Origin of the sequence: Kitasatospora sp. NPDC004799, assembly GCF_040609095.1 — a bacterium.
GTDB lineage: Bacteria > Actinomycetota > Actinomycetes > Streptomycetales > Streptomycetaceae > Kitasatospora.
Window position 1 is genome coordinate 1 of the sequence record NZ_JBEXJK010000148.1, and the last position, 18,765, is coordinate 18,765.

An 18,765-nucleotide genomic window follows, 5' to 3' on the forward strand; every position below is an offset into this window, starting at 1 on the left:
CGTCACCGCCTGCCTCGCCCCCGGCCGGGAGGAGCGCGCCCGGACCGTGCCGGCCGTGCTGGTCGCGCGGGCCGTCGCCCCGCCGGGTCGGGGGCGGCGCGCCGCCGTCCGGGCCGGTGCGGGCCTGCTCGCCTGCGGGCTCGCCGTCCTGGCCCTGGCGGGCGGCCCGGAGCCCGGCGGTCCGGGCGCCGTCCACCGTGCGGTGCCCCCGTCGCCCGGGGCGATCCCGGCCGGCTCGGACGTCCCGACGGCCTACCGGGGCATGATCGAGACCGCGGCGCGGCGCTGCCCCGAGCCGGAGGTCACCCCGGTGCTGCTGGCGGCCATGCTGAAGGCGGAGAGCGGCTTCGACCCGGCCGCCGCCCGCCCGGAGACCGGCGAGTACGGCATCGCCATGTGGACGCCGTCCGTCTTCGAGTCCTGGGGCAGGGCCGCCACCCACCCCGGCGCCACCTCGTACTGGGACCCGGGCGACGCGATCGCCGCGATGGGCAACTACGCCTGCTGGCTCGACCAGCAGATGAAGCGCCACGGCTTCACCCGCGAGCTGCCCGCCCTGGTCGCGGCGGCCTACCGGACCAGCGACAAGACCGTGGCGACCGCCGGAGGCGTCCCGGAACGCGTTCAGCGACATGTCGACAAAGTGCTTCGGTATCTCCGCGACTACGGCGGGTGACCGGCGAAATGGGATGAGTTATCCCACATCCCCGCGAATCCCGGCGCGGGCACCCGGGTGACGGGCCTCCGGTCTGGGATCCTCGGCGGCATGATCACGAAGCTCCGCTCCGCTGCCGCGCAATGGACCGTCGTCGTCCCGGTGGTGTCGTTCCTCGTCCTCGCCCTGACCTGGCACAAGGAACTGCCCGGCTGGGTGGTGGCGGTGGTCGCCTGCTTCCTGGTGGGCGCCGTGCTGTCCGCGGTGCACCACGCCGAGGTCATCGCCCACTGGTCGGGGGAGCCCTTCGGATCACTGGTCCTCGCGGTGGCGGTCACCGTGATCGAGGTCGCGCTGATCGTGACGCTGATGGCCGACGGCGGGGACAAGTCCGCCACGCTGGCCCGGGACACCGTCTTCGCCGCCGTGATGATCACCTGCAACGGCATCCTCGGGCTGTCCATCCTGGTCGCCGCCGTCAAGTACCGGACCGCCGTGTTCAACGCCGAGGGCACCGGCGCCGCGCTCGCCTGCATCGCCACCCTGGCGACCCTCAGCCTGGTCCTGCCGACCTTCACCACCAGCTCGCCCGGCCCGCAGTTCTCGACCACCCAGCTCACCTTCGCGGCCACCGCCTCGCTGGTGGTCTACGGGCTGTTCGTCGCCACCCAGACCGTCCGGCACCGGGACTACTTCCTGCCCGTCACCCCCGAGGGCCGGGTGCTGGCCGAGGAGGAGCACGCCTCCCCGCCCACCCTGCGGGCCGCCGGCGTCAGCCTGCTGCTGCTCGCCGTCGCCCTGGTGTCGGTGGTGGGCCTGGCCAAGGGCGTCTCGCCGACCATCGAGAAGGCGGTGGACGACGCCGGGCTCCCGCACGCCGTGGTCGGCGTGGTGATCGCCATGATGGTGCTGCTGCCGGAGACCATCGCGGCGCTGCGCGCGGCCGTCCGCAACCGGGTGCAGACCAGCCTCAACCTCGCCCTCGGCTCGGCGCTCGCCAGCATCGGCCTGACCATCCCGGCGGTCGCGATCGCCTCCAGCTGGCTCTCCGGCCCGCTCGTCCTCGGACTCGACCCGGCGCACATGGTGCTGCTGGCCCTGACGGTCGTGCTGCTCACCCTCACGGTCATCCCGCGCCGGGCGACCCCGCTGCAGGGCGCGGTGCACCTGGCGGTGCTCGCGGGGTACGTGGTGCTGGCGCTGAACCCGTGAGGGGCCGCCGGCCGTAGACCCGGATGGAAGCCCCTGGCCCGTTCCCCCGTGCGGCCAGGGGCTTCCGGCGTTCCCGGGGTCGGGACCCGACGGTGACCGCGGGGCTCGTGGGATCTGTGGGGCCGGTGGTGAACCCGGGAGGGGGTGGTGGCCGTGGTACCGGATGAGGGCCCTGGCTCACCCCCGTGGCCAGGGCCCCTCGTCGAGCCGGGTGCGACCGCCGGTGAACCCCCGAGGGGGTGCGCGCCGTGGAACGACAGGGAGCCCCTGGTCCCGCAGCTGCTCGCGGGCCAGGGGCTCAGTGGTGCCGCGGCTCAGGCCCTGGCCGGCCGATCGGGCTGATCCGCCAAGATCGACCGGACAGGACCTACGCGGCGGACCGCCCGGGACGTACCCGGGCGGGTGCCTCAGGAGCTGGTGCGGCGACGGCGGGCGTAGACCACCGCACCCGCGCCGCCCAGCAGCAGCACGGTGCCGGCGCCCGCGTAGAGCAGGGTGCCGTCGCTACCGGTGGTGGCCAGCTTCTTGCCGTCCGACGGGGCGCCCGGGATCGGGGTGGGCACGCTGACCTTCTCGGGCACGATCAGCGGCTCCTCCGGGTTGACCGGGGTCTCCGTGGTCGGGACGTGCACCGGCACGGTGGCGGTCGGCGGGGTCGACGGGGCCGGGCTCGGGGCGCCGGTGGGCGCGGTGGTCGGCTCCTCGGTGGGCTGCTCGGTGGCCGGGGGCGTCGCCGGGGTGGTGGCGGGAGCGGTGGCCGGGGGCGTCACCGGAGCGGTGGCCGCCGGGGTGGTCGGGGTGGCGGTCGGCGGCACCGGGGGCTTCGGCGTCTCGGTGGGCTTCGTGCCGGTGCTCGCGCTCGGGCTCGGCGAGGCCGGCGTGGTGGCGGGCGCGGTCGCCGGGACCGACGGCGTGGGCACCGAGGTCGGGCCGGTCGGCGGCGTCTTGACCGGGGTCGGCGTCACCGGGGTCGAGGGCTTGCCGGTCGGGGTCGGGCTCTGCGCGCCGCAGTCGACCTTGAACACCTTGTGCTTGGGGTTGTTGAGCTTCGGCTTCGCCGGCAGCTTGCCGTCCACCAGCTCGACCGACTGCCAGTAGAGCTTGTAGTGGCCGTCCGGCAGGTGGATGTCCTCGGTCCGCACGTGCCCGTGCCCGTCGACCGGGATGTCGCCGTACGCGACCAGCTTCTCGCCCTTGGGGCCGCCGCCGACGGTGGAGATCGCCCAGATCACGTCCTGGCCGGCGTCGAAGCCGAAGGAGTCCAGGTAGAAGGTGCAGACCTTGGGCTCGTTGCGCACGTCCTCCTGGCCGGTGGCGGCGTCGTGGATCTTGACGGTGCCGTTGTTGCCGGGGGCGCCGCCCTTGCCGCCCGCGGCGGCGTGCGCGGCGGGGGCGAGCAGCATGAGCGCGGCGGCGGTCGGGACGGCCACCAGGGAGCGCGCGGCGGTGGAGCGGAGGTGCATCTGAGTTCCATCGGGTACGGCAGGCCGGGACGGGCCCGCGCGGTGGCAGGGAGTCTCTGGTCGGCCGTTCGGCGGGAGCCGGTGTCGTGCGACGCGAGGGGCACACAAGTTCCCGCAGCGGAGGACGGGACGCAAGGGAGGTTTGGCCGGAATGCATCGCTCTGGACGATTAGCCCGACTAGTTCATTACAACGATCTGATGACACGGTTGTCAGATATTCGTGTGCGTTCGAATCGGTCGGCCGGTCAACTCCGGGGTCCGGTCCGGCGGGTGGACCGGGACGGCCGCGGTGGCCGGTATTGACCGGTTCACGGCGGCGGCCTGCGTGTCGGGGCGGCGGGCGGGTGCCGGGGTTCTCTATCGTCCGTCCGGAACCGCCCAGTCCGAGGATTCCGCCGCGTGAACAGCCGATCCGAACCGTGGGAGAGTGCGATGCCCGGTCCAGAGCAGACCGTCCGGCCTGAGGAGACCGCCCGGGAGGGGACCGTCCGGCCCGGGAAGACCGCCGTCGGGGGCGAGGAGGCCGTCGGGAGCGAGGAGAGCGCCGACGTGATCGTGGTCGGCGCCGGACCGGCCGGCTCCACCGCCGCCGCCCACCTCGCCCGCACCGGACTGGACGTCCTGCTGCTGGAGAAGTCCGCCTTCCCGCGCGAGAAGGTCTGCGGGGACGGCCTCACCCCGCGCGTCGTCAAGCAGCTGACCGACCTCGGGATCGACGTCTCCGAGGAGGCCGGCTGGCTGCACAACCGGGGCCTGCGGCTGATCGCCGGGCACCGCTCGATCGAGTTCGACTGGCCCGAGCTCTCCGCCTACCCCGGGTACGGCCTCGTCCGGCGCCGCGCCGACTTCGACGAACTGCTCGCCCGCAAGGCCGCCTCGGCCGGCGCCCGGGTGGTCGAACGCGCCAATGTGACGGGCCCGTTGCTGGACGAGCGGACCGGCCGGATCACCGGCGTCACCGCCAAGCTGGGGGAGGAGCGCCGGCCGGTCGCCTACCGGGCGCCGATCGTGGTCGCCGCCGACGGCAACTCCACCCGGCTGTCGGTGGCGATGCGGCGCTACCGCCGCACCGACCGCGCGATGGGCGTCGCGTACCGGACGTACTTCACCACCCCGCGGCACGACGACCGCTACCTGGAGGCCTGGCTCGACCTGCGCGACCCCAACGACCCGGCGCGGCGCCTGCTCCCCGGCTACGCCTGGGTGTTCGGCATGGGCGACGGCACCGCCAACGTCGGCCTCGGGGTCCTCGACACCGCCAAGGCCGAGGTGGACTGGCGGGACCTGCTGCGCCGCTGGTGCGACCGCCTGCCGCCGGAGTACGGCTACACCCCCGACGCGGTCACCGAGCCGATCCGCGGCGCCGCCCTGCCGATGGGCCTCAACCGCCGACCCCACTACGCCGACGGCCTGCTGCTGGTCGGCGACGCGGGCGGCACGGTCAGCCCGGGCACCGGGGAGGGCATCGCCTACGCGATGGAGTCCGGCCGCTACGCCGCCGAGACGATCGTCCAGGCCCTCGCCCGCCGCACCGACCGCGGCCGCGAACTCGCCCTGCGCGCCTACCCGCAGGCGCTGCGCTCCGCCTACGCGGGCTACTTCGCGCTCGGCCGCCTGGCCGCCGACCTGCTGGGCCGCCCGAAGCTGCTCGCCGCGGCCGGGGCCGCCGGGCTCGGCCACCCGGCGCTGCTGAAGGTGGCGTTCCGGCTGATGGTCAACCTGACCGAGCCGAACTCCAAGGACGCCCTCGACCGGCTGCTCCACCTGATCGGACGGGTCGCCCCGGGGAAGTGACCGTGCGGCGGACGTGAGCGTGCGGCGGACGTGGCCGTGCGGTGCCGGACCGCTCATCCTCGTGGGTGGGCGGCCCCGGTGTCCCGGGTTCGGCCGAATCCGCCGGGTCGAACGTGCAGCCGCATGGATCGTATTGACGAATGATCAGAAGATCCGATTGCCTGGTGTCGAACCAGCCACGGAGGGTGAGCACCACACCCCTCCGTGGCTCCTTCCTCGACTGCTGACCCGTTCGACGGAGACACCGTGCGCCTTCGCCTTCGCCTGTTCGTCGCGCCGCTCGCCGCGGCCGCCGCCCTCACCGCCGTGAGCACCCCCGCCGCCGTCGCGGCCCCGGCGGCCACCCCTTCCGACCAGTGCTCCGCCGCCTTCCACGGGGACGACGCCCGCCTCGGCCCCGCGGACCTCCCGACCACCGGCCCGGTCGGCCGCCAGCTCGCCGGCTACCAGCGCACCGGCGGCGCGAGCGAGCAGGGCTTCCTGGCCGAGTACTACGACCCGGCCGGCAACGGCGGCAAGGGCGGCTGGAAGTACCCGCCGGCCGACGGCTACGTCACCCTCCCCGACGGCAGCCCGATCGAGTTCGAGCTCACGCTGTACCCGAACCAGAACATCGACCGCTACGGCAGCGAGTACGGCGCCTTCCTCGCCCCCGAGGGCCTGCCCTACGCCAACCGCGCCATCCCGCCGCAGAGCCTGGACGGCAACCCGCCGGCCGCCTGCAACTACCACGACTACAAGGTGGTCAAGGCCTTCACGGTGCACGCCGGCCCGATCGCGCCGTGGTTCAACCAGCCCGGCTGGGGCCTGCAGTACCAGCTCGACGGCGCCCTGCTGCCCGGCGGCCCGGCCAGGCTGAACGTGCTCTGGCTGGTGGAGAACGGCTACCTGGCCCGGATCTGACCCCTGCCCCGCGCGGGGGCGGCGGCTCCCCGCCCTCGCGCTCGGCCGCCCTTCGCCCGCACCGGAATATTCGCTGGCGGGCGCCGGGCGGCGGGGGATAGGAAGACGGGATGACGATCAGCGATCCCGGCACCGACCGGCGCGTCTTCCGCCCCGCCGTCCTCGACCTCGGCGACGCCCTGCTGCGCCCGTGGGGGCGTGACCTCGACGTGCCCGGCGGCCTCGTGCCCGCCCTGCTCGCGGCCGCGGCGGACCCGGCCGTCGCCCGCTGGAGCCCGCTCAGCAGCTCCGGCCCGGTCGTCGCCGAGACCTACCTGGACCGCTGCGCCGAGCGCTGGGCCGACGGCACCGCGGCCTCCTTCGCCGTCCTGGACGCCGCCGACGGCGGCCTGTGCGGCAACGTCTACCTGGGGTGGACCAACCGGGACGACGGGGTGGCCATGATCGGCTACTGGCTGGTCGCCGCCGCCCGCGGCCGGGGCCTGGCCACCCGGGCCGCCACCGCCGTCACCCGCTGGGCGGTGGAGCATGCCGGGGTCCGCCGCGTCGAGCTCTTCCACGCCGTCGCCAACGAGAACTCCTGCCGGGTCGCCGAGCGGGCCGGCTTCCCCTACGAGGGCACCCTGCGCGGCTCCTACACCTACGGCGGGGGCGTCTACACCGACGAGCACCTCCACGCCCGGCTCGCCTCGGACCCGTTCACGGACTGAGGGCCCGCCCCCGCCAGGCGGGGCCTGGAGCCGCGGGCGGGCCCTCGAACCGCGGCGGGCTCAGCCCCGGACGGTGCCGCCGTAGGCCCCGAACACGGGGGCGGCGGACTCGGCGAAGCGCTCCTCCTGCATGGCCGTCAGCCGCTGGACGACCAGGACGGCGAAGACCGCGGCCGCCACCTCCACCGCGTCGGAGGCGATCAGCCAGGCCAGCGCCTCCTGGTAGGAGTCCGCGTACTGCGCCGAGTCGAGGTACTGGCTGCCGATCCGGTCGAGCACATTGGTCAGCAGGAAGGTGGCCCACCAGAGGTTGACCAGGTGCGACGGGATGGTCGGGCGCACCCCGGAGGCGTCCGGCCGGGCGCTGGCGCACCAGGTGTCGCCCGCGATCTGCCGGGGGAACCAGAGAGCGACCACCGGGGTGAACCAGCCGCCGATGGCCCAGCCGCGCCGGAACCGGTGGCCGTTCGGGGCGAAGACCTCGGCGTTGACCCGGACCCGGTGGAACCAGACGATGAAGACGACCGCCGTCGCCACCGTCGTCACCAGCTCGAGCGTGCGGATGTTGTCGTAGAGGTTCGCCGTGTCCAACGGCGAGGATCCGCCGGACAGTTCCACGCCGGCGGCGAGGTCGCCGACCTGCAGGTGGAGGCGGAAGGCCGTGCCGAGGTTGACGAGGGCCTCGACGCCGCAGACGGCGAGCAGGGTGGTGGCGGCGACGGCGAGCGCTCTCGGCGAGCGGTACACGGCGGGAGTGGGCATCGGGAACGGACTCCTGGACTGGACCAATGTGACGGAGCGCCACCCTAGGGCCAGGGGCGCGGGCCGGACCAGTACTTTTCGGAGGCCGGCGGCGAAGCCTGTTGACCCTCACGTAACGGGAGGGCCTAGCGTCCGGGGCATGAAGATCATCGTTCATGACACGGCGAGCGCGATGCTCGACATGTTCCGGCGTCCGGTGGCGGAACGGCCGGATGCCCTGAGGGAGTTGTACCGCCCGCTGGAGGGCGTGATGTCCGCGGTGCTGGGCGAGGCCGACCTGGTCGGGACGCACCAGCGGATGGGCAGCGGCTGCCGGGTCGACCGGGAGGACGACCGGTACCTGCCCGCCGTGCGGCGGATGCGCGAGGCCGGGGTCTGGCCGCGGATCGAGGAGGCGCTCGCCGCCGCGTGGGAACGGATCGACGGTGCCGTGCCCGGGGTCGCGCACGCCGACACGGTGCACGTCGTCCTGGTGCTCGGCAATCCCGACGACGAGCACCTGACCGTCCGCAGCGGCGGCTACTTCGGCATGGGCGGGTTCCCGGGCGCGATCCAGCTGGTCATGTGGCCCACCGAGACCGCCCTGGCCAAGATCGGCTACGCGGCGGCCCACGAGCTGCACCACAACGTGCGCTACGCCAACGTGGTCTGGAACCCGGCGACCGTCACCGTCGGCGAGCAGGTCGTCGCCGAGGGCCTGGCCGAGGCGTTCGTCCGGGAGCTCGCCGGGGAGCAGGCGATGGGTCCGTGGGCGACGGCGCTGACCGGCGCGGAGCTGGAGCGCTCCTACCGGAAGGTCACCGCCGGGATCGACGTCACCGGGATGGGGAACCTGCCCCCGTACGTGCACGGCGACGCGACGGCGCGGCTCCTGGGCTGCGAGCCGGTGGGGCTGCCGGACTTCGCCGGGTACGCGGCCGGGCTGCGGATCGCGGACGCCCATCTGGCGGCCACCGGACTGACCGCCGCCGCGAGCGTCGCGCTGCCGGCGCGCGAGGTCCTCACCAACGCGGGCGTGCCGACGGACGCCTGACCGGAGTGGCGCCGGGTCGGGGTGGCGCCGGCCCGGGTGGGCACCGGCCCGTGCGGACGTCCGCACGGGCCCCGGGCGCGGGGGCGCGCGGCGGGGGAGCGACCTAACCTGGAAGGGAGCGTTCGGTGCGTCGCCCGCGAACGGAAGCGGTGGTCATGACGGTGGTCTCGGCGGCTCTCTTCGGTACCGACTGGTGGCAGCCCGCGCTGCCCGGCGGTGCCGAGTTGCTGCGCGAGTGCGCCGCCCGGGGGTGGACGGTGGTGCTGACCGGCCCCGGGCCCGCCGGCGCTCCGGCGCTGACCGTGGCCGATCCCGGGGGCGACCCGGTGCGGGCCGCGCTGGACCTGGTGGGCGGCAGCCCCTCGCACGCCGTGGCCGTCGCCGGGAGCGTGCGCGAGGTCCGGGCGGCGCGGCGGTCCGGGGTGCCGTGCGTCGCCGTGGCGGCGGGCCGGGACACCGGCCCGGAACTGCGGGCGGCGGGCGCGGCCGAGGTCCACCGCGGCGCCGCCGCCCTGTTGGGCGTCCTGGACGACAGCCTGCTCGGCCGCCCCCGGGCCTTCGGGTCCGTCGGCGCCGGAACAGGCGGTGACCGGAACGGTTAGCGCCTGCCCGTACCGGGCAACCGCCGGGTGCGAGCACGTCACCGGAGGTGTCGGAGGTGACCGAGATGGACGGACCCGCGTTGAGCGGATGGGAGCGGCGGCTCCTCGAGGAGATCGAGTCCGATCTGCGCCAGGACACACGGCTCGACCGGAAGTTGAGCACGATGGGCGCCAGGCCGCCCGGCCGGGGCCGGCGCGTGCTGCGCGGCATCGGGCGCAGGATCTCGGCGGGGGTGGTGCTGACCGCCCTGGTGATGACGGCGATCTGCCTCGGCGTGGGCGTCCGGACCCCGGCCACCGCCGTGCTGGTCGCTCTCGGCGTGGTCTGGGTGGCCACGGTGGCGGCCGCGGCGGCCACCGCCGAGCTGCTGCGCCGCCGGCGTGCGGGCCGCGGCGGCACCGAACCGGTGGACCCGGCGGAGGCCCGGGAACGCCGGGAGCGCCGCGAGCGGCGCCCCTGGGACCGTCCGGAGGCGTGACGCGATGACCACCGACCTGTGGGAGTACCGCCCGGGCTCCCATCCCGCCGCCGACCTCGCGCTGGTCGGGTACGAGGTGCTCGCCACCGACGGCCCGGTCGGCCGGGTCGAACAGGACGCCGGGGACCACCTGCTGGTCGACGCCGCGCCCTGGGTGCCCGGCACCCGGGTGCTCGTCCCGGCCGGGCTGATCGCCCGGCTCGACCACCTCGTCCGCGCCGTCCACCTCGACTGCCCGCGTGCCAGGCTCAGCTCCGCCCCGCCCGCGGCCGTCGACCTGACCGCCCCGCACCCGCGCTGAGCGGCGCGCCATGGGCTGGCCGTCCACCACGCTCACCGGCCGGACGATCGCCTTCCTGGTCGCGCCGTACGGGGCCGAGCAGGTCGAGCTGACCGACCCCTGGCAGGCGGTCGCCGAGTCCGGCGGCACCCCGCGGCTGCTGTCCACCGCCGAGGGCCGGGTCCGGACCGTCCGGCACCACGCCGAGGGCGACACCTTCGCGGTGGACGCCCTGGTCGCCGAGGCCGACCCGGCCGACTACGACGGGCTGGTGCTGCCCGGCGGTGTCGCCAACCCCGACCGGCTGCGGCTGGACCGGCCGGCGGTCGCTTTCGTGCACGCCTGCTGCGCGGCCGGCCGTCCGGTCGCGGCGATCTGCCACGCGGCCTGGACGCTCATCGAGGCCGACGCCGTGCGCGGCCGCACCCTCACCTCCTGGCCCAGCCTGCGCACCGACCTGGTCAACGCGGGCGCGCAGTGGGTGGACGAGGCGGTCCACGTCTGCCACGACGGCCCGGGCCCGCTGGTCACCAGCCGCAAGCCGGGCGACCTGCCGCTGTTCGACGACGCCTTCGTGACGGAGTTCGCCCACGCGGCGGCGAAGCGGCGGCGGTGACGGTGGCGGTGACGGGCCCGGAACAGCGGCGGTGACGGGCCGCCGGGGGCCGTGTGACGGACCCGCCGGGGGCCGTCAGTCGCCCCGGAGCCGGACGAAGGTGGCGGTGGGCGGCCGGCCGGTGAGGGTGAGTTCGGCGCGGAGCGGGGCGGTCAGCGGGTGGACCGGCCCGTGGTCGGGGTCGGTGGCGGGTGGTCCGAGCAGCGGCCGGGCGACCTCGGCGACCTCGCGGGACTGGACCGGGGTGAGCCGCGGGGTGGTCAGGAACACCCGGCCGTCGTCGAGCTGGAGGACCAGCGCGTGCGGGCGGGCGGCCGGTCCGGTGACGGCGCGGACGGTGGCGTCCAGGGTGTCGCTGCGGCGGTACTTGACCCACACCCGGCTCGCACCGCGCGGGCGGTACGGCGCGGCGGCGGCCTTGCAGACCAGGCCCTCCACCCCGGTGTCGGCGAGCCGCTCCATCCACTCCAGCGCCTCCGCCCGGTCCGTGGTGGCCAGCACCGGCTGGATCGGCGGCGGGACGTCGGCCAGGGCGGCGAGCAGCAGCCGGCGGCGGTCGGTGAGCGGCAGCCGGCGGACGTCCCGGCCGGGCAGCGCCAGCAGGTCGAAGGCGATCAGGCCGAGCGCCACCTCGGGCGCGGCCGCCCGGGCCCGGCGGGTGCGCAGCAGCTCCTCGAAGGCGAACCGGCCGCCGCGCCACGCGACCAGCTCGGCGTCCAGCACCAGCCCCTCGGGCAGCCGGGCGACGGCGGCGGCGATCGCCGGGAACTCGGGGGCGAGGTCGCGGCCGCTGCGGGACTGGAGGTACGCGGGCTGCTCGCCGCGGGCGAAGACGACGCAGCGGAAGCCGTCCAGCTTCAGCTCGTACTGCACGCCCCCGCCGCCCAGGCCGTCGGCGGGCGGGACGGCGGTCACGGCGGCCGGGCGCATCACCTCGACGGGCGGGTGCAGCACCTGGCGCGGCCGCTGCGGCGGCGGTTCGGGTCCGGAAGCGGAGGGTGCCGCGGACGCGGAAGGCGCCGAGGGCAGCGGCCGGGCCCGTTCCTCGTCCAGCAGCGGGGCGAGCAGGTCCCCGTGCGCGGCCAGCCGGTCGGGCACCTCGGCGAGCGTGAAGACCAGGTCCCGCTCCTCGGCGGCCCGCTCCAGCTCCGCCCAGTCCAGCGGGGTGGAGACGGTCGGCAGCGGCCGGGCCCGCAGGGTGTACGGCGCGGCGGTGGTCTTCTTGGCGTTGTTCTGCGACCAGTCGACCAGCACCCGGCCGCGGCGGCGGGCCTTGGCCATGGTGTGCACCACCAGCTCCGGGCGCTCGGCCTCCAGGGCGGCGGCCAGCGCCTTCGCGTAGGCGGAGACCCGGGCGCTCGGCGTGGGCTCGATCGGGACCAGCAGGTGCAGGCCCTTGGAACCGGAGGTCTTCACCCAGGCCGCCAGGCCGTCCGCCGCGAGCCGCTCGCGCAGCAGCAGGGCGACCGTACGGCAGGTCAGCACGTCGGCGCCCTCGCCGGGGTCGAGGTCCAGCACCAGCCGGTCGGCCAGGGCGGGTGCCGCCGCGTGCCACTGCGGGACGTGCAGTTCCAGGCAGCCCAGGTTGGCCACCGCCAGCAGGGCCGCGCCGTCCTCCAGCACCAGCTGGCGCAGCTCGCCGGTGGTGCTCGGCACGTTGACCGTGCGCACCCAGTCCGGGGTGCCGGGCGGCGGGTTCTTGGCGACGAACACCTCCGCCTCGACGCCGTCCGGGCAGCGCAGGAAGGAGACCGGGCGGTCGCGCAGGTGCGGGAGCAGCGCGGTGTGGACGGCGGCGTAGTAGCGCAGCACCTCGCCCTTCGGGGTGCCGGTGCGCGGGTAGTACACCTTGTCGAGGTGGGAGAGGGCGAGGGTGCGCCCGTCCACCGTCATCTGCGGCACGGTCCGCCTCCGATGCCTCCGGTGGGGTGCCCCGCAGCCAGTCTGCCCCGCTTCGGGCCCGCCCGCTCCGGGCCCCGGGTCAGGGCCGAGGGCGCTCCGGGCCCCGCGCTACGGCTGCGGGCGGGGGACCGGCCGGGGCGAGCCCGGGTAGGTGCCGAAGTACCAGCGGTTGCCCTCCGGGTCGGCGGCGGCGAAGTCGCGCGAGCCGTAGTCGGTCTCGGACAGCGGGGTGGTGATCCGGGCCCCGGCGGCCACCGCGCGGGCGTGCACGCCGTCCGGGTCGGCGGTGACCACGTACGCGGTGAAGCAGCCGGGCCGACCCGGCCAGGGCTCGGCGCCCTCGGGTGTCTCGCGGTCGGAGCCGAGCATCACGCCGCCGCCCTCGGGCCAGGCGAGTTCGGCGTGCGCGACGAACTCGCCCTCGCCGTAGGCGACGACCTCCTGGAAGCCGAAGGCGTCGACCAGGAAGCGGATCAGGGCGCGGGCGTCGGTGGCGCGCAGGCTGGGCCAGACCTGCGGGGCGGGGGTCTCGGTGGCGTCCATGGCTCACTCCTCGGGGAGCGCGAACTGTGCTGCCTCCACTCTGCGGCCGCCCCCCGCGCCCCGCCCGGACGGCTCGGCGCCCCGCCCGCTCCGGGTGCGGTCGCGGGCGGGGGCCGGGTTGCTTATGGTGAGGGCGCGGTCACCCCCTCCCGCTCCGACGGTGGGAGCCCGGGAGCGCCGCCGGGGGGACGCGGGGGGACCAGCGGGGGGAGCCCGACGACGAAGGAGTCCCCGTGACCACCGCCCGAGACATCATGCACACCGGCGCCCAGTGCATCGGCGCCCACCAGACGCTCGCGGAGGCCGCGCAGATGATGCGCGACAAGCACGTGGGCGCGCTGCCGATCTGCGGCGACGACCAGAAGCTGAAGGGCATCATCACCGACCGCGACATCGTGCTGCGATGTATCGCGGAGGGCAAGGACCCGGCGACGATGACGGCCATCGAACTCTCCGGCCACCTGCACTGCGTGCACGCCGAGGACAGCATGGAGACGGTGCTGCGCAAGATGGAGCAGCACCAGATCCGGCGCATCCCGGTGATCGACGGGGACCGGCTGGTGGGCATGATCAGCGAGGCCGACCTGGCGATGGGCCACCGCGACGGCCAGCGACTGACCGATCAGCAGATCATCGAGTTCATGGACAGCGTCTACATGAAGCGGTGACCGGCTGACACCCGCGTGCCCCGCCCCGTCCCCGCGCGCTCCCCGTGACCGGCCGGTCCCCTCGTACCGGCCGGGCCCTTCGAGCGTGCCGGGCGGGGCACCGGTGCGTCTTGTACGAATGCGCACGCCTGCCCATGACCCGGCCTCCGCCCCCGCCGGGGCGCAGGGCTCAGCCGCAGGTGCTCAGCCGCAGGTGTTCAGGAGGGTGCTGGTCACCCGCCCGGCGACCCGGTCGCTGACCCGGCCGGCGGGCTCGGGCAGGGCGGCGGCGGTGCGCCGGGAGGCCAGGAACTCCCGCGGCGAGCAGCCGACCATGGCGCGGAAGCTCCGGTCCAGGTGGGACTGGTCGTAGTAGCCGCAGCGCGCGGCCAGCGCGGCGCCGGTGAGCCGGTCCCCTCCGGGGCGGTCCCCGGCGGGCCGGTCCTCCGCCGCGGTCAGGACGGTGAGGGTGTGCTGGAGCCGCAGGATGCCGGCCGCCTGCTTGGGGGCCAGCCCGAGGTGCTCGCGGAAGCGCAGCTCCAGCCGGCGGCGGCTCCACCCGGTGCCCTGGACCAGGGTGCCGATCGGCACCAGCCCGTGCGAGCGCCGCAGTTGGCGCCAGACCCAGTGCACGGACGGGTCCCAGTCCGGCCCGTACGCGAACAGCGCGCCGAAGTAGCCGTCCAGCATGGCGAACCGGGCCGGCCAGTTCGGGGCGTGGGCCAGCCGGTCGGTCAGCGCCCGCAGCCGCGGTCCCAGGACCTCCCCGGCCTCGGCCCAGTGCCCGCCGAGCTCCCCGGCCAGCGGCCCGAACGCCCGGAAGGCGCCCTGCGGGGTGAGCGAGACGGCCAACCCGTGGAGCACGCCCGTGTGTTCGGCGATGGTCGCGGTGCGGCGCAGCCCGGCCGGGACCGAGCCGAAGGCGGCGGCGGGCGCGGGGGAGACGGCGTCGGTGAGGCTCATCGTGCCCTCGAAGGCGAACGCCACGGTGAGCACGTCCGTCGGCACCTCCAGCCGGCGGAGCGGCTGGCGCAGGGCCAGCCGGTAGCCGCGGTAGCCGAGGACGTACGGGCGCAGCGGCGCGGCGGGGGTGCCGAGGACCGTGCCGGGTGCGCCGGCGGGGAGGAGGGTCCGGCTCATCGCAACTCCCGTGCTCGGCCCGGCGGGTGACAGGTGCACGGCCATGGTAAGCGGCGTCGGCCCGCCCCCGGGCGGGCGCGCGGGACCGTCGGGCGGACCGGATCGTCTCAGCGGCCGGACCGGTCTTTCTTGCCTGCCGAGATGCGGGCACACTTGCGCCCATGGGAAAGCAGTACGAAGCGATCGACGGTCGGCTGCGGCAGTTCATCGAGCGCCAGCCGGTCTACTTCGTGGCCACCGCTCCGCTGGCCGCCGACGGACACGTCAACCTCTCGCCCAAGGGCCGCGCCGGGACGCTCGTGGTGATCGACGAACTCACCCTCGCCTACCTGGACTTCGGCGGTTCGCAGGCCGAGACCGTGGCCCACCTGCGGGAGAACGGCCGGATCACCCTGATGTGGTGCGCCTTCGAGGGCCCGCCGAACGTGGTGCGGGTGCACGGGCGCGGTGAACCGGTCTTCCGGGACGACCCGCGGTTCGCCGAGCTGCTCGGCCACTTCGACCCGGCCGCGGACGGCGCCGGGCTGCGGGCGATCGTGCTGGTCGGGGTCGAGCGGGTCAGCGACTCCTGCGGCTACGCGGTGCCGTTCATGGACTACCGCGCCGACCGCGACCTGCACACCCAGTACTTCGACCGCAAGGGGGAGGAGGGGTTCGGCGCCTACTGCGAGGGCAAGCCGCTGGTCGGCACCAGCATCGACGGCCTGCCGGGCGTTCCGCTGCCGCTCCCGCCCCGGCCGGCCTGAACACCCCGGCCGGCCTGATCGCCCCGGCGGCCTGAACGCGACGGCCCTCCCGAGCGCCCGGCCGTCCCGAACGCGACGGCCCTCCCGGACCGGACACGACGGCCCTCCCGGACACGACGAGGCCGCCGCACCCCACTCGGGGAGGCGCTCGCGGCCTCGTGGCGCGCGGTCCTTACTTGGTCAGACCGGCCTTGACGGAGCAGACCGGCCAGGCGCCGGGGCCCTGGGCGGCGAGCACCTTCTCGCCGATGGCGATCTGCTGCGCCTTGGTGGCCTGGTGGGCCTGCGGGGCGTACGCGGTGCCACCGAAGGCGGCCCAGGTGCTGGAGGTGAACTGCAGGCCGCCGTAGAAGCCGTTGCCGGAGTTGATGGCCCAGTTGCCGGTCGCCTCGCAGGCGGCGACCTTGTCCCAGACCGAGGCCGGCGCGGCGGAGGCGCTGGTGGCCGTGACGAGGCCGGCCACCGGCAGGGCGGTGAGCGCCCCGGCCATCAGAGCCATCCGGACGCGGTTGCGGCGCTTCGGGGTGGCAGTGGTGGTGGCAGCGGCGGTCTCGTTACGGAAGGTCATGGATTTCCTTTCGGAGGGGGCTGCGAGCACGCGGAACCAGGCCCTCGGAAGGCCGTCGGTTTCGGGGACACGTCACTCGCGTGGTCCTGCACCGTCCTGCCCGGGGGCGGATGGCCCGGCCGGAGCGGATCGCTCGGTGCAACGGGTTCGAAGTTACGGGGGTGGTGGCGGCGGTTTCAAGGATTCGAAGGTTTGGCCACGTCAGAGCCCTGTTACCGGAAGTAAGGATCAAGGAAATGTAGCGATTTCGACCGATTTACCCCTATTTCCAAGATCAAAAGGCCGCCGGAAGTGGCCCGCGCCACTCCGAACCCGCCCCGGAACCGCTGTGAGCCCGCCCACACGGTCGACAGCGCGTGACGACCGGCCAGCCCCCGGTGCCGATCCGGCCGCTCCGGCCGCCGGCCCGGGTGGCCCGCACCACAGCCCTCACCCGGAGAGCCCCCTGCCGTCACTCCCCGTGGCGGGCATAGCCTCGGCCGCATGAGCAACGAGAGCGATGCAGCGGACACGGCGGACGCGGGAGAGGCGGCCGCCGGTCGGGGCGGGGCGTCGGACGCCGGTGCCGGAGGGGCCGCCGCGGCCGGGGCGCCGGGCGGCGCCCGGGAGCACGGCGGGGCCCCGGACCACGAGGCCGCGGCCGCGCCCGCCGGCTTCGAGCTGGGCACCGACGGCCCCGACGTGGTGTTGGCCGGCCTGGACGGCTCCGACTCCTCCTGGCGGGCCACCGCCTACGCCGCCGGACTGGCCCGCCGGCAGGGCGCCGTCCTCGCGGTGGCGTACATCCAGCCGATCCTCGGCGCCGCGACCGCCCTGGCCGGGGCCGCGGTGGAGGAGACGACCCAGGAGATCGCCGAGGAGCTGCTGGCCGCGCTGCGCGAGGCCGAGCAGCGGGTGCGGGAGGTGTGGAAGGTGGAGTGGCGCTTCCTGACCGTGCGCGGCGACCCGTACACCGGCCTCGCCAAGCTCGCGGACGAGCTGCGCGCCGACGCCGTGGTGGTCGGCGTCTCCGAGCAGGCCGGGCACAAGGTGATCGGTTCGGTGGCGGTCCGGCTGGTGAAGGCCGGCCGCTGGCCGGTCACCGTCGTGCCGTAGTCCGTCGTGCCGTGGTCCGTAGTCCGGGCCCGTAGCCCGCGGGCGGGCAGCCGCCCGGAGGGCCCGGGACGGCGGCCGGTAGGGTGCGTGTCCATGACGGACACGCGGGGCACGCACCCCTCCGAGCCCGCCCAACCGACCGGCAACGACCTGCACCTCGACCTCCCCGCCGGCGTCGGCCGCCGCGCCGCGCTGATGGCGGCGCTGCGCGAGGCGATCCGCAGCGGCCGACTGGCCCCCGGCACCCGGCTGCCGCCCTACCGCGCCCTCGCCGCCGACCTCGGCCTGGCCCGCAACACCGCCGCCGAGGCCTACGCCGAACTCGTCGCCGAGGGCTGGCTGACCGCCCGTCAGGGCTCCGGCACCACCGTCGCCGACCGCGCCGAACCCGTCCCGCGCACCCGGGCCTGCCGGCCCTCCCGCCGCCCCGGCCCCGCCCACGACCTGCGCCAGGGCCAACCCGACGCCGCCTCCTTCCCGCGCGCCGGCTGGCTCGCCGCCGCCCGCCGGGCCCTCACCGCCGCCCCCAACGAGGCCTTCGGGCCCGGCGATCCCCAGGGCCGGCGCGAACTGCGCACCGTCCTCGCCGACTACCTCGCGCGCGCCCGGGGGGGGCGCCCCGACCCCGACCGGATCGTGGTCTGCTCCGGCTTCGCCCACGCGCTGCGGCTGCTCTTCGACGGCGCCGCCCCCGTCCTGCCGCCCGCCGAGTACGGCCCGCTGGCCGTCGAGGCGTACGGGCTGGGCTTCCACCGCGGACTGCTGGCCGCCGCGGGCGTCCCCACCGTGCCGCTGCCGATCGACGAACAGGGCGCCCGGACCGGCGAGTTGGCCCGGCACCCGGAGATCCGGACGGCCCTGCTCACGCCCGCCCACCAGTTCCCGACCGGCGGCCCGCTGGACCCGGGCCGCCGCGCCGCCGTGGTCGACTGGGTGCGCGGGCGCGGCGGGCTGGTCCTGGAGGACGACTACGACGGGGAGTTCCGCTACGACCGCCAGCCGGTCGGCGCCCTCCAGGGCCTCGACCCCGAGCGGGTGGTCTACCTCGGCAGCACCAGCAAGAGCCTGACCCCCGCACTGCGGCTCGGCTGGATGGTGCTGCCCGACCACCTGGTGGACCGGGCGCTCGCCGCCAAGGGCGAACGCGAGGGCTGGGCCAGCGCACTGGACCAGCTCACCCTCGCCGAGTTCATCGACTCCGGCGGCTACGACCGGCACGTGCGCCGGATGCGCCGCCGCTACCGGGACCGCCGCGACCAGCTGGTGGCCGCCCTCGCCGCCCGCGCCCCGCACGTCGAGGTGTCCGGCATCGCGGCGGGGCTGCACGCGGTGCTGCGCCTGGAGCCGGGCACCGAGCGCTCGGTGCTCAAGGCGGCCGCCTACCGGGGCCTGGCCGTCGAGGGCCTCGCCGACTACCGCCACCCGGAGATCGGCGAGGAGGAGATGCCCGCCGTCGACGGCCTGGTGGTCGGCTACGCCACGCCGCCGGACCACGCCTACCCGGCCGCGCTCGGAGCGCTCTGCGACATCCTGCCGCCGAGCGCCTGAGGGCGGTGGCGGGAGCCCCGGGAGCTTGCGGCGGGCGCCCCGGGAGCGGGCGGCGGGGGACGCGCC

At 75.6% G+C, this 18,765-nt stretch carries 19 protein-coding genes and 2 pseudogenes; 14 read left to right on the forward strand and 7 right to left on the reverse strand.

All coding sequences use genetic code 11. The annotated features are described in order from the left end of the window. Both ABZW03_RS19760 and ABZW03_RS19765 read left to right on the forward strand, forming a co-directional pair. Window positions 1-676, forward strand: a 676-nt coding sequence (locus ABZW03_RS19760; RefSeq protein WP_355259587.1) for a transglycosylase SLT domain-containing protein, incomplete at its 5' end; no start/stop codon positions are given. A gap of 90 nt (window positions 677-766) precedes the next feature. After that, complete coding sequence (locus tag ABZW03_RS19765) at window positions 767-1,867, forward strand: ionic transporter y4hA (RefSeq protein ID WP_355259590.1); 1,101 nt, start codon at window positions 767-769, stop codon at window positions 1,865-1,867. Between the two features lie 407 nt (window positions 1,868-2,274). Here the strand turns inward: ABZW03_RS19765 and ABZW03_RS19770 are convergent, their stop codons facing one another. Beyond that, window positions 2,275-3,330 (reverse strand): LPXTG cell wall anchor domain-containing protein, encoded by a 1,056-nt coding sequence (locus ABZW03_RS19770; protein ID WP_355259593.1) that lies wholly within the window; start codon window positions 3,328-3,330, stop codon window positions 2,275-2,277. 433 nt (window positions 3,331-3,763) lie between these two features. On the opposite strand from ABZW03_RS19770, the gene ABZW03_RS19775 reads away from it, so the two are divergent. From ABZW03_RS19775 to ABZW03_RS19785, 3 genes are all read left to right on the forward strand, one after another. Further along, window positions 3,764-5,125, forward strand: coding sequence for a geranylgeranyl reductase family protein (locus ABZW03_RS19775; RefSeq protein ID WP_355259596.1), 1,362 nt, complete (start codon window positions 3,764-3,766; stop codon window positions 5,123-5,125). Between the two features lie 246 nt (window positions 5,126-5,371). Beyond that, window positions 5,372-6,028: a TNT domain-containing protein gene (locus ABZW03_RS19780; RefSeq protein ID WP_355259599.1), complete on the forward strand. Its 657-nt coding sequence runs from the start codon at window positions 5,372-5,374 to the stop codon at window positions 6,026-6,028. A gap of 110 nt (window positions 6,029-6,138) precedes the next feature. Beyond that, complete coding sequence (locus ABZW03_RS19785; RefSeq protein ID WP_355259602.1) at window positions 6,139-6,738, forward strand: GNAT family protein; 600 nt, start codon at window positions 6,139-6,141, stop codon at window positions 6,736-6,738. Window positions 6,739-6,798: 60 nt separating this feature from the next. On the opposite strand, the gene ABZW03_RS19790 is transcribed toward ABZW03_RS19785, so the two are convergent. Beyond that, on the reverse strand, window positions 6,799-7,500 hold the full coding sequence (locus ABZW03_RS19790; protein WP_355259605.1) for a DUF4328 domain-containing protein: 702 nt from the start codon (window positions 7,498-7,500) through the stop codon (window positions 6,799-6,801). A gap of 139 nt (window positions 7,501-7,639) precedes the next feature. Here ABZW03_RS19790 and ABZW03_RS19795 point away from each other — a divergent pair, with 139 nt between their 5' ends. The 5 genes from ABZW03_RS19795 to ABZW03_RS19815 all read left to right on the forward strand — a co-directional run bounded on the left by ABZW03_RS19795 (window position 7,640) and on the right by ABZW03_RS19815 (window position 10,510). Beyond that, window positions 7,640-8,533, forward strand: coding sequence for a DUF2268 domain-containing putative Zn-dependent protease (locus tag ABZW03_RS19795; RefSeq protein WP_355259608.1), 894 nt, complete (start codon window positions 7,640-7,642; stop codon window positions 8,531-8,533). Between the two features lie 125 nt (window positions 8,534-8,658). Further along, window positions 8,659-9,135 (forward strand): hypothetical protein, encoded by a 477-nt coding sequence (locus ABZW03_RS19800; RefSeq protein ID WP_355259611.1) that lies wholly within the window; start codon window positions 8,659-8,661, stop codon window positions 9,133-9,135. Between the two features lie 65 nt (window positions 9,136-9,200). After that, window positions 9,201-9,614, forward strand: a complete 414-nt coding sequence (locus ABZW03_RS19805; RefSeq protein WP_355259633.1) for a DUF3040 domain-containing protein — start codon at window positions 9,201-9,203, stop codon at window positions 9,612-9,614. Between the two features lie 4 nt (window positions 9,615-9,618). Then, the gene (locus ABZW03_RS19810) at window positions 9,619-9,915 is read left to right on the forward strand and encodes a PRC-barrel domain containing protein (protein ID WP_355259614.1); all 297 of its coding nucleotides are present in this window, start codon (window positions 9,619-9,621) and stop codon (window positions 9,913-9,915) included. A gap of 10 nt (window positions 9,916-9,925) precedes the next feature. Beyond that, on the forward strand, window positions 9,926-10,510 hold the full coding sequence (locus ABZW03_RS19815; protein ID WP_355259617.1) for a type 1 glutamine amidotransferase domain-containing protein: 585 nt from the start codon (window positions 9,926-9,928) through the stop codon (window positions 10,508-10,510). 75 nt (window positions 10,511-10,585) lie between these two features. Here the strand turns inward: ABZW03_RS19815 and ABZW03_RS19820 are convergent, their stop codons facing one another. The 3 genes and pseudogenes from ABZW03_RS19820 to ABZW03_RS19830 form a co-directional block, all read right to left on the reverse strand. Continuing rightward, on the reverse strand, window positions 10,586-11,440 hold the full coding sequence (locus ABZW03_RS19820) for a DNA ligase (protein ID WP_355259636.1): 855 nt from the start codon (window positions 11,438-11,440) through the stop codon (window positions 10,586-10,588). 93 nt (window positions 11,441-11,533) lie between these two features. Then, a pseudogene (gene ligD / locus ABZW03_RS19825) lies at window positions 11,534-12,403 on the reverse strand (non-homologous end-joining DNA ligase); the annotation flags it as partial. Between the two features lie 117 nt (window positions 12,404-12,520). After that, the gene (locus ABZW03_RS19830) at window positions 12,521-12,955 is read right to left on the reverse strand and encodes a VOC family protein (protein WP_355259619.1); all 435 of its coding nucleotides are present in this window, start codon (window positions 12,953-12,955) and stop codon (window positions 12,521-12,523) included. Between the two features lie 233 nt (window positions 12,956-13,188). On the opposite strand from ABZW03_RS19830, the gene ABZW03_RS19835 reads away from it, so the two are divergent. After that, window positions 13,189-13,623: a CBS domain-containing protein gene (locus tag ABZW03_RS19835; RefSeq protein WP_355259621.1), complete on the forward strand. Its 435-nt coding sequence runs from the start codon at window positions 13,189-13,191 to the stop codon at window positions 13,621-13,623. Between the two features lie 183 nt (window positions 13,624-13,806). Here ABZW03_RS19835 and ABZW03_RS19840 read toward each other — a convergent pair whose 3' ends face one another. Then, a complete protein-coding gene (locus ABZW03_RS19840; RefSeq protein ID WP_355259624.1) occupies window positions 13,807-14,742 on the reverse strand; it encodes a helix-turn-helix domain-containing protein in 936 nt (311 codons plus the stop codon). A gap of 161 nt (window positions 14,743-14,903) precedes the next feature. On the opposite strand from ABZW03_RS19840, the gene ABZW03_RS19845 reads away from it, so the two are divergent. After that, on the forward strand, window positions 14,904-15,488 hold the full coding sequence (locus tag ABZW03_RS19845) for a pyridoxamine 5'-phosphate oxidase family protein (RefSeq protein ID WP_355259627.1): 585 nt from the start codon (window positions 14,904-14,906) through the stop codon (window positions 15,486-15,488). Window positions 15,489-15,663: 175 nt separating this feature from the next. Here the strand turns inward: ABZW03_RS19845 and ABZW03_RS19850 are convergent. Beyond that, window positions 15,664-16,056: pseudogene (locus tag ABZW03_RS19850) on the reverse strand (transglycosylase family protein); the annotation flags it as partial. A 660-nt stretch (window positions 16,057-16,716) separates the two neighbouring features. Between ABZW03_RS19850 and ABZW03_RS19855 the strand changes: the two are divergent. Continuing rightward, window positions 16,717-17,151 (forward strand): universal stress protein, encoded by a 435-nt coding sequence (locus tag ABZW03_RS19855; RefSeq protein WP_355259639.1) that lies wholly within the window; start codon window positions 16,717-16,719, stop codon window positions 17,149-17,151. Between the two features lie 93 nt (window positions 17,152-17,244). After that, window positions 17,245-18,699, forward strand: coding sequence for a PLP-dependent aminotransferase family protein (locus ABZW03_RS19860; protein WP_355259630.1), 1,455 nt, complete (start codon window positions 17,245-17,247; stop codon window positions 18,697-18,699). Window positions 18,700-18,765: the final 66 nt, after the last annotated feature.

Excerpts from the sequence above, each read along its gene's own strand:
- ABZW03_RS19840 (WP_355259624.1), bottom strand. The coding sequence starts at position 14,742 with ATGAGCCGGACCCTCCTCCCCGCCGGCGCACCCGGCACGGTCCTCGGC.
- ABZW03_RS19830 (WP_355259619.1), bottom strand. The coding sequence starts at position 12,955 with ATGGACGCCACCGAGACCCCCGCCCCGCAGGTCTGGCCCAGCCTGCGC.
- ABZW03_RS19790 (WP_355259605.1), bottom strand. The coding sequence starts at position 7,500 with ATGCCCACTCCCGCCGTGTACCGCTCGCCGAGAGCGCTCGCCGTCGCC.
- ABZW03_RS19845 (WP_355259627.1), top strand. The coding sequence starts at position 14,904 with ATGGGAAAGCAGTACGAAGCGATCGACGGTCGGCTGCGGCAGTTCATC.
- ABZW03_RS19795 (WP_355259608.1), top strand. The coding sequence starts at position 7,640 with ATGAAGATCATCGTTCATGACACGGCGAGCGCGATGCTCGACATGTTC.
- ABZW03_RS19775 (WP_355259596.1), top strand. The coding sequence starts at position 3,764 with ATGCCCGGTCCAGAGCAGACCGTCCGGCCTGAGGAGACCGCCCGGGAG.
- ABZW03_RS19860 (WP_355259630.1), top strand. The coding sequence starts at position 17,245 with ATGACGGACACGCGGGGCACGCACCCCTCCGAGCCCGCCCAACCGACC.
- ABZW03_RS19810 (WP_355259614.1), top strand. The coding sequence starts at position 9,619 with ATGACCACCGACCTGTGGGAGTACCGCCCGGGCTCCCATCCCGCCGCC.
- ABZW03_RS19805 (WP_355259633.1), top strand. The coding sequence starts at position 9,201 with ATGGACGGACCCGCGTTGAGCGGATGGGAGCGGCGGCTCCTCGAGGAG.
- ABZW03_RS19765 (WP_355259590.1), top strand. The coding sequence starts at position 767 with ATGATCACGAAGCTCCGCTCCGCTGCCGCGCAATGGACCGTCGTCGTC.
- ABZW03_RS19815 (WP_355259617.1), top strand. The coding sequence starts at position 9,926 with ATGGGCTGGCCGTCCACCACGCTCACCGGCCGGACGATCGCCTTCCTG.
- ABZW03_RS19820 (WP_355259636.1), bottom strand. The coding sequence starts at position 11,440 with ATGCGCCCGGCCGCCGTGACCGCCGTCCCGCCCGCCGACGGCCTGGGC.
- ABZW03_RS19785 (WP_355259602.1), top strand. The coding sequence starts at position 6,139 with ATGACGATCAGCGATCCCGGCACCGACCGGCGCGTCTTCCGCCCCGCC.
- ABZW03_RS19770 (WP_355259593.1), bottom strand. The coding sequence starts at position 3,330 with ATGCACCTCCGCTCCACCGCCGCGCGCTCCCTGGTGGCCGTCCCGACC.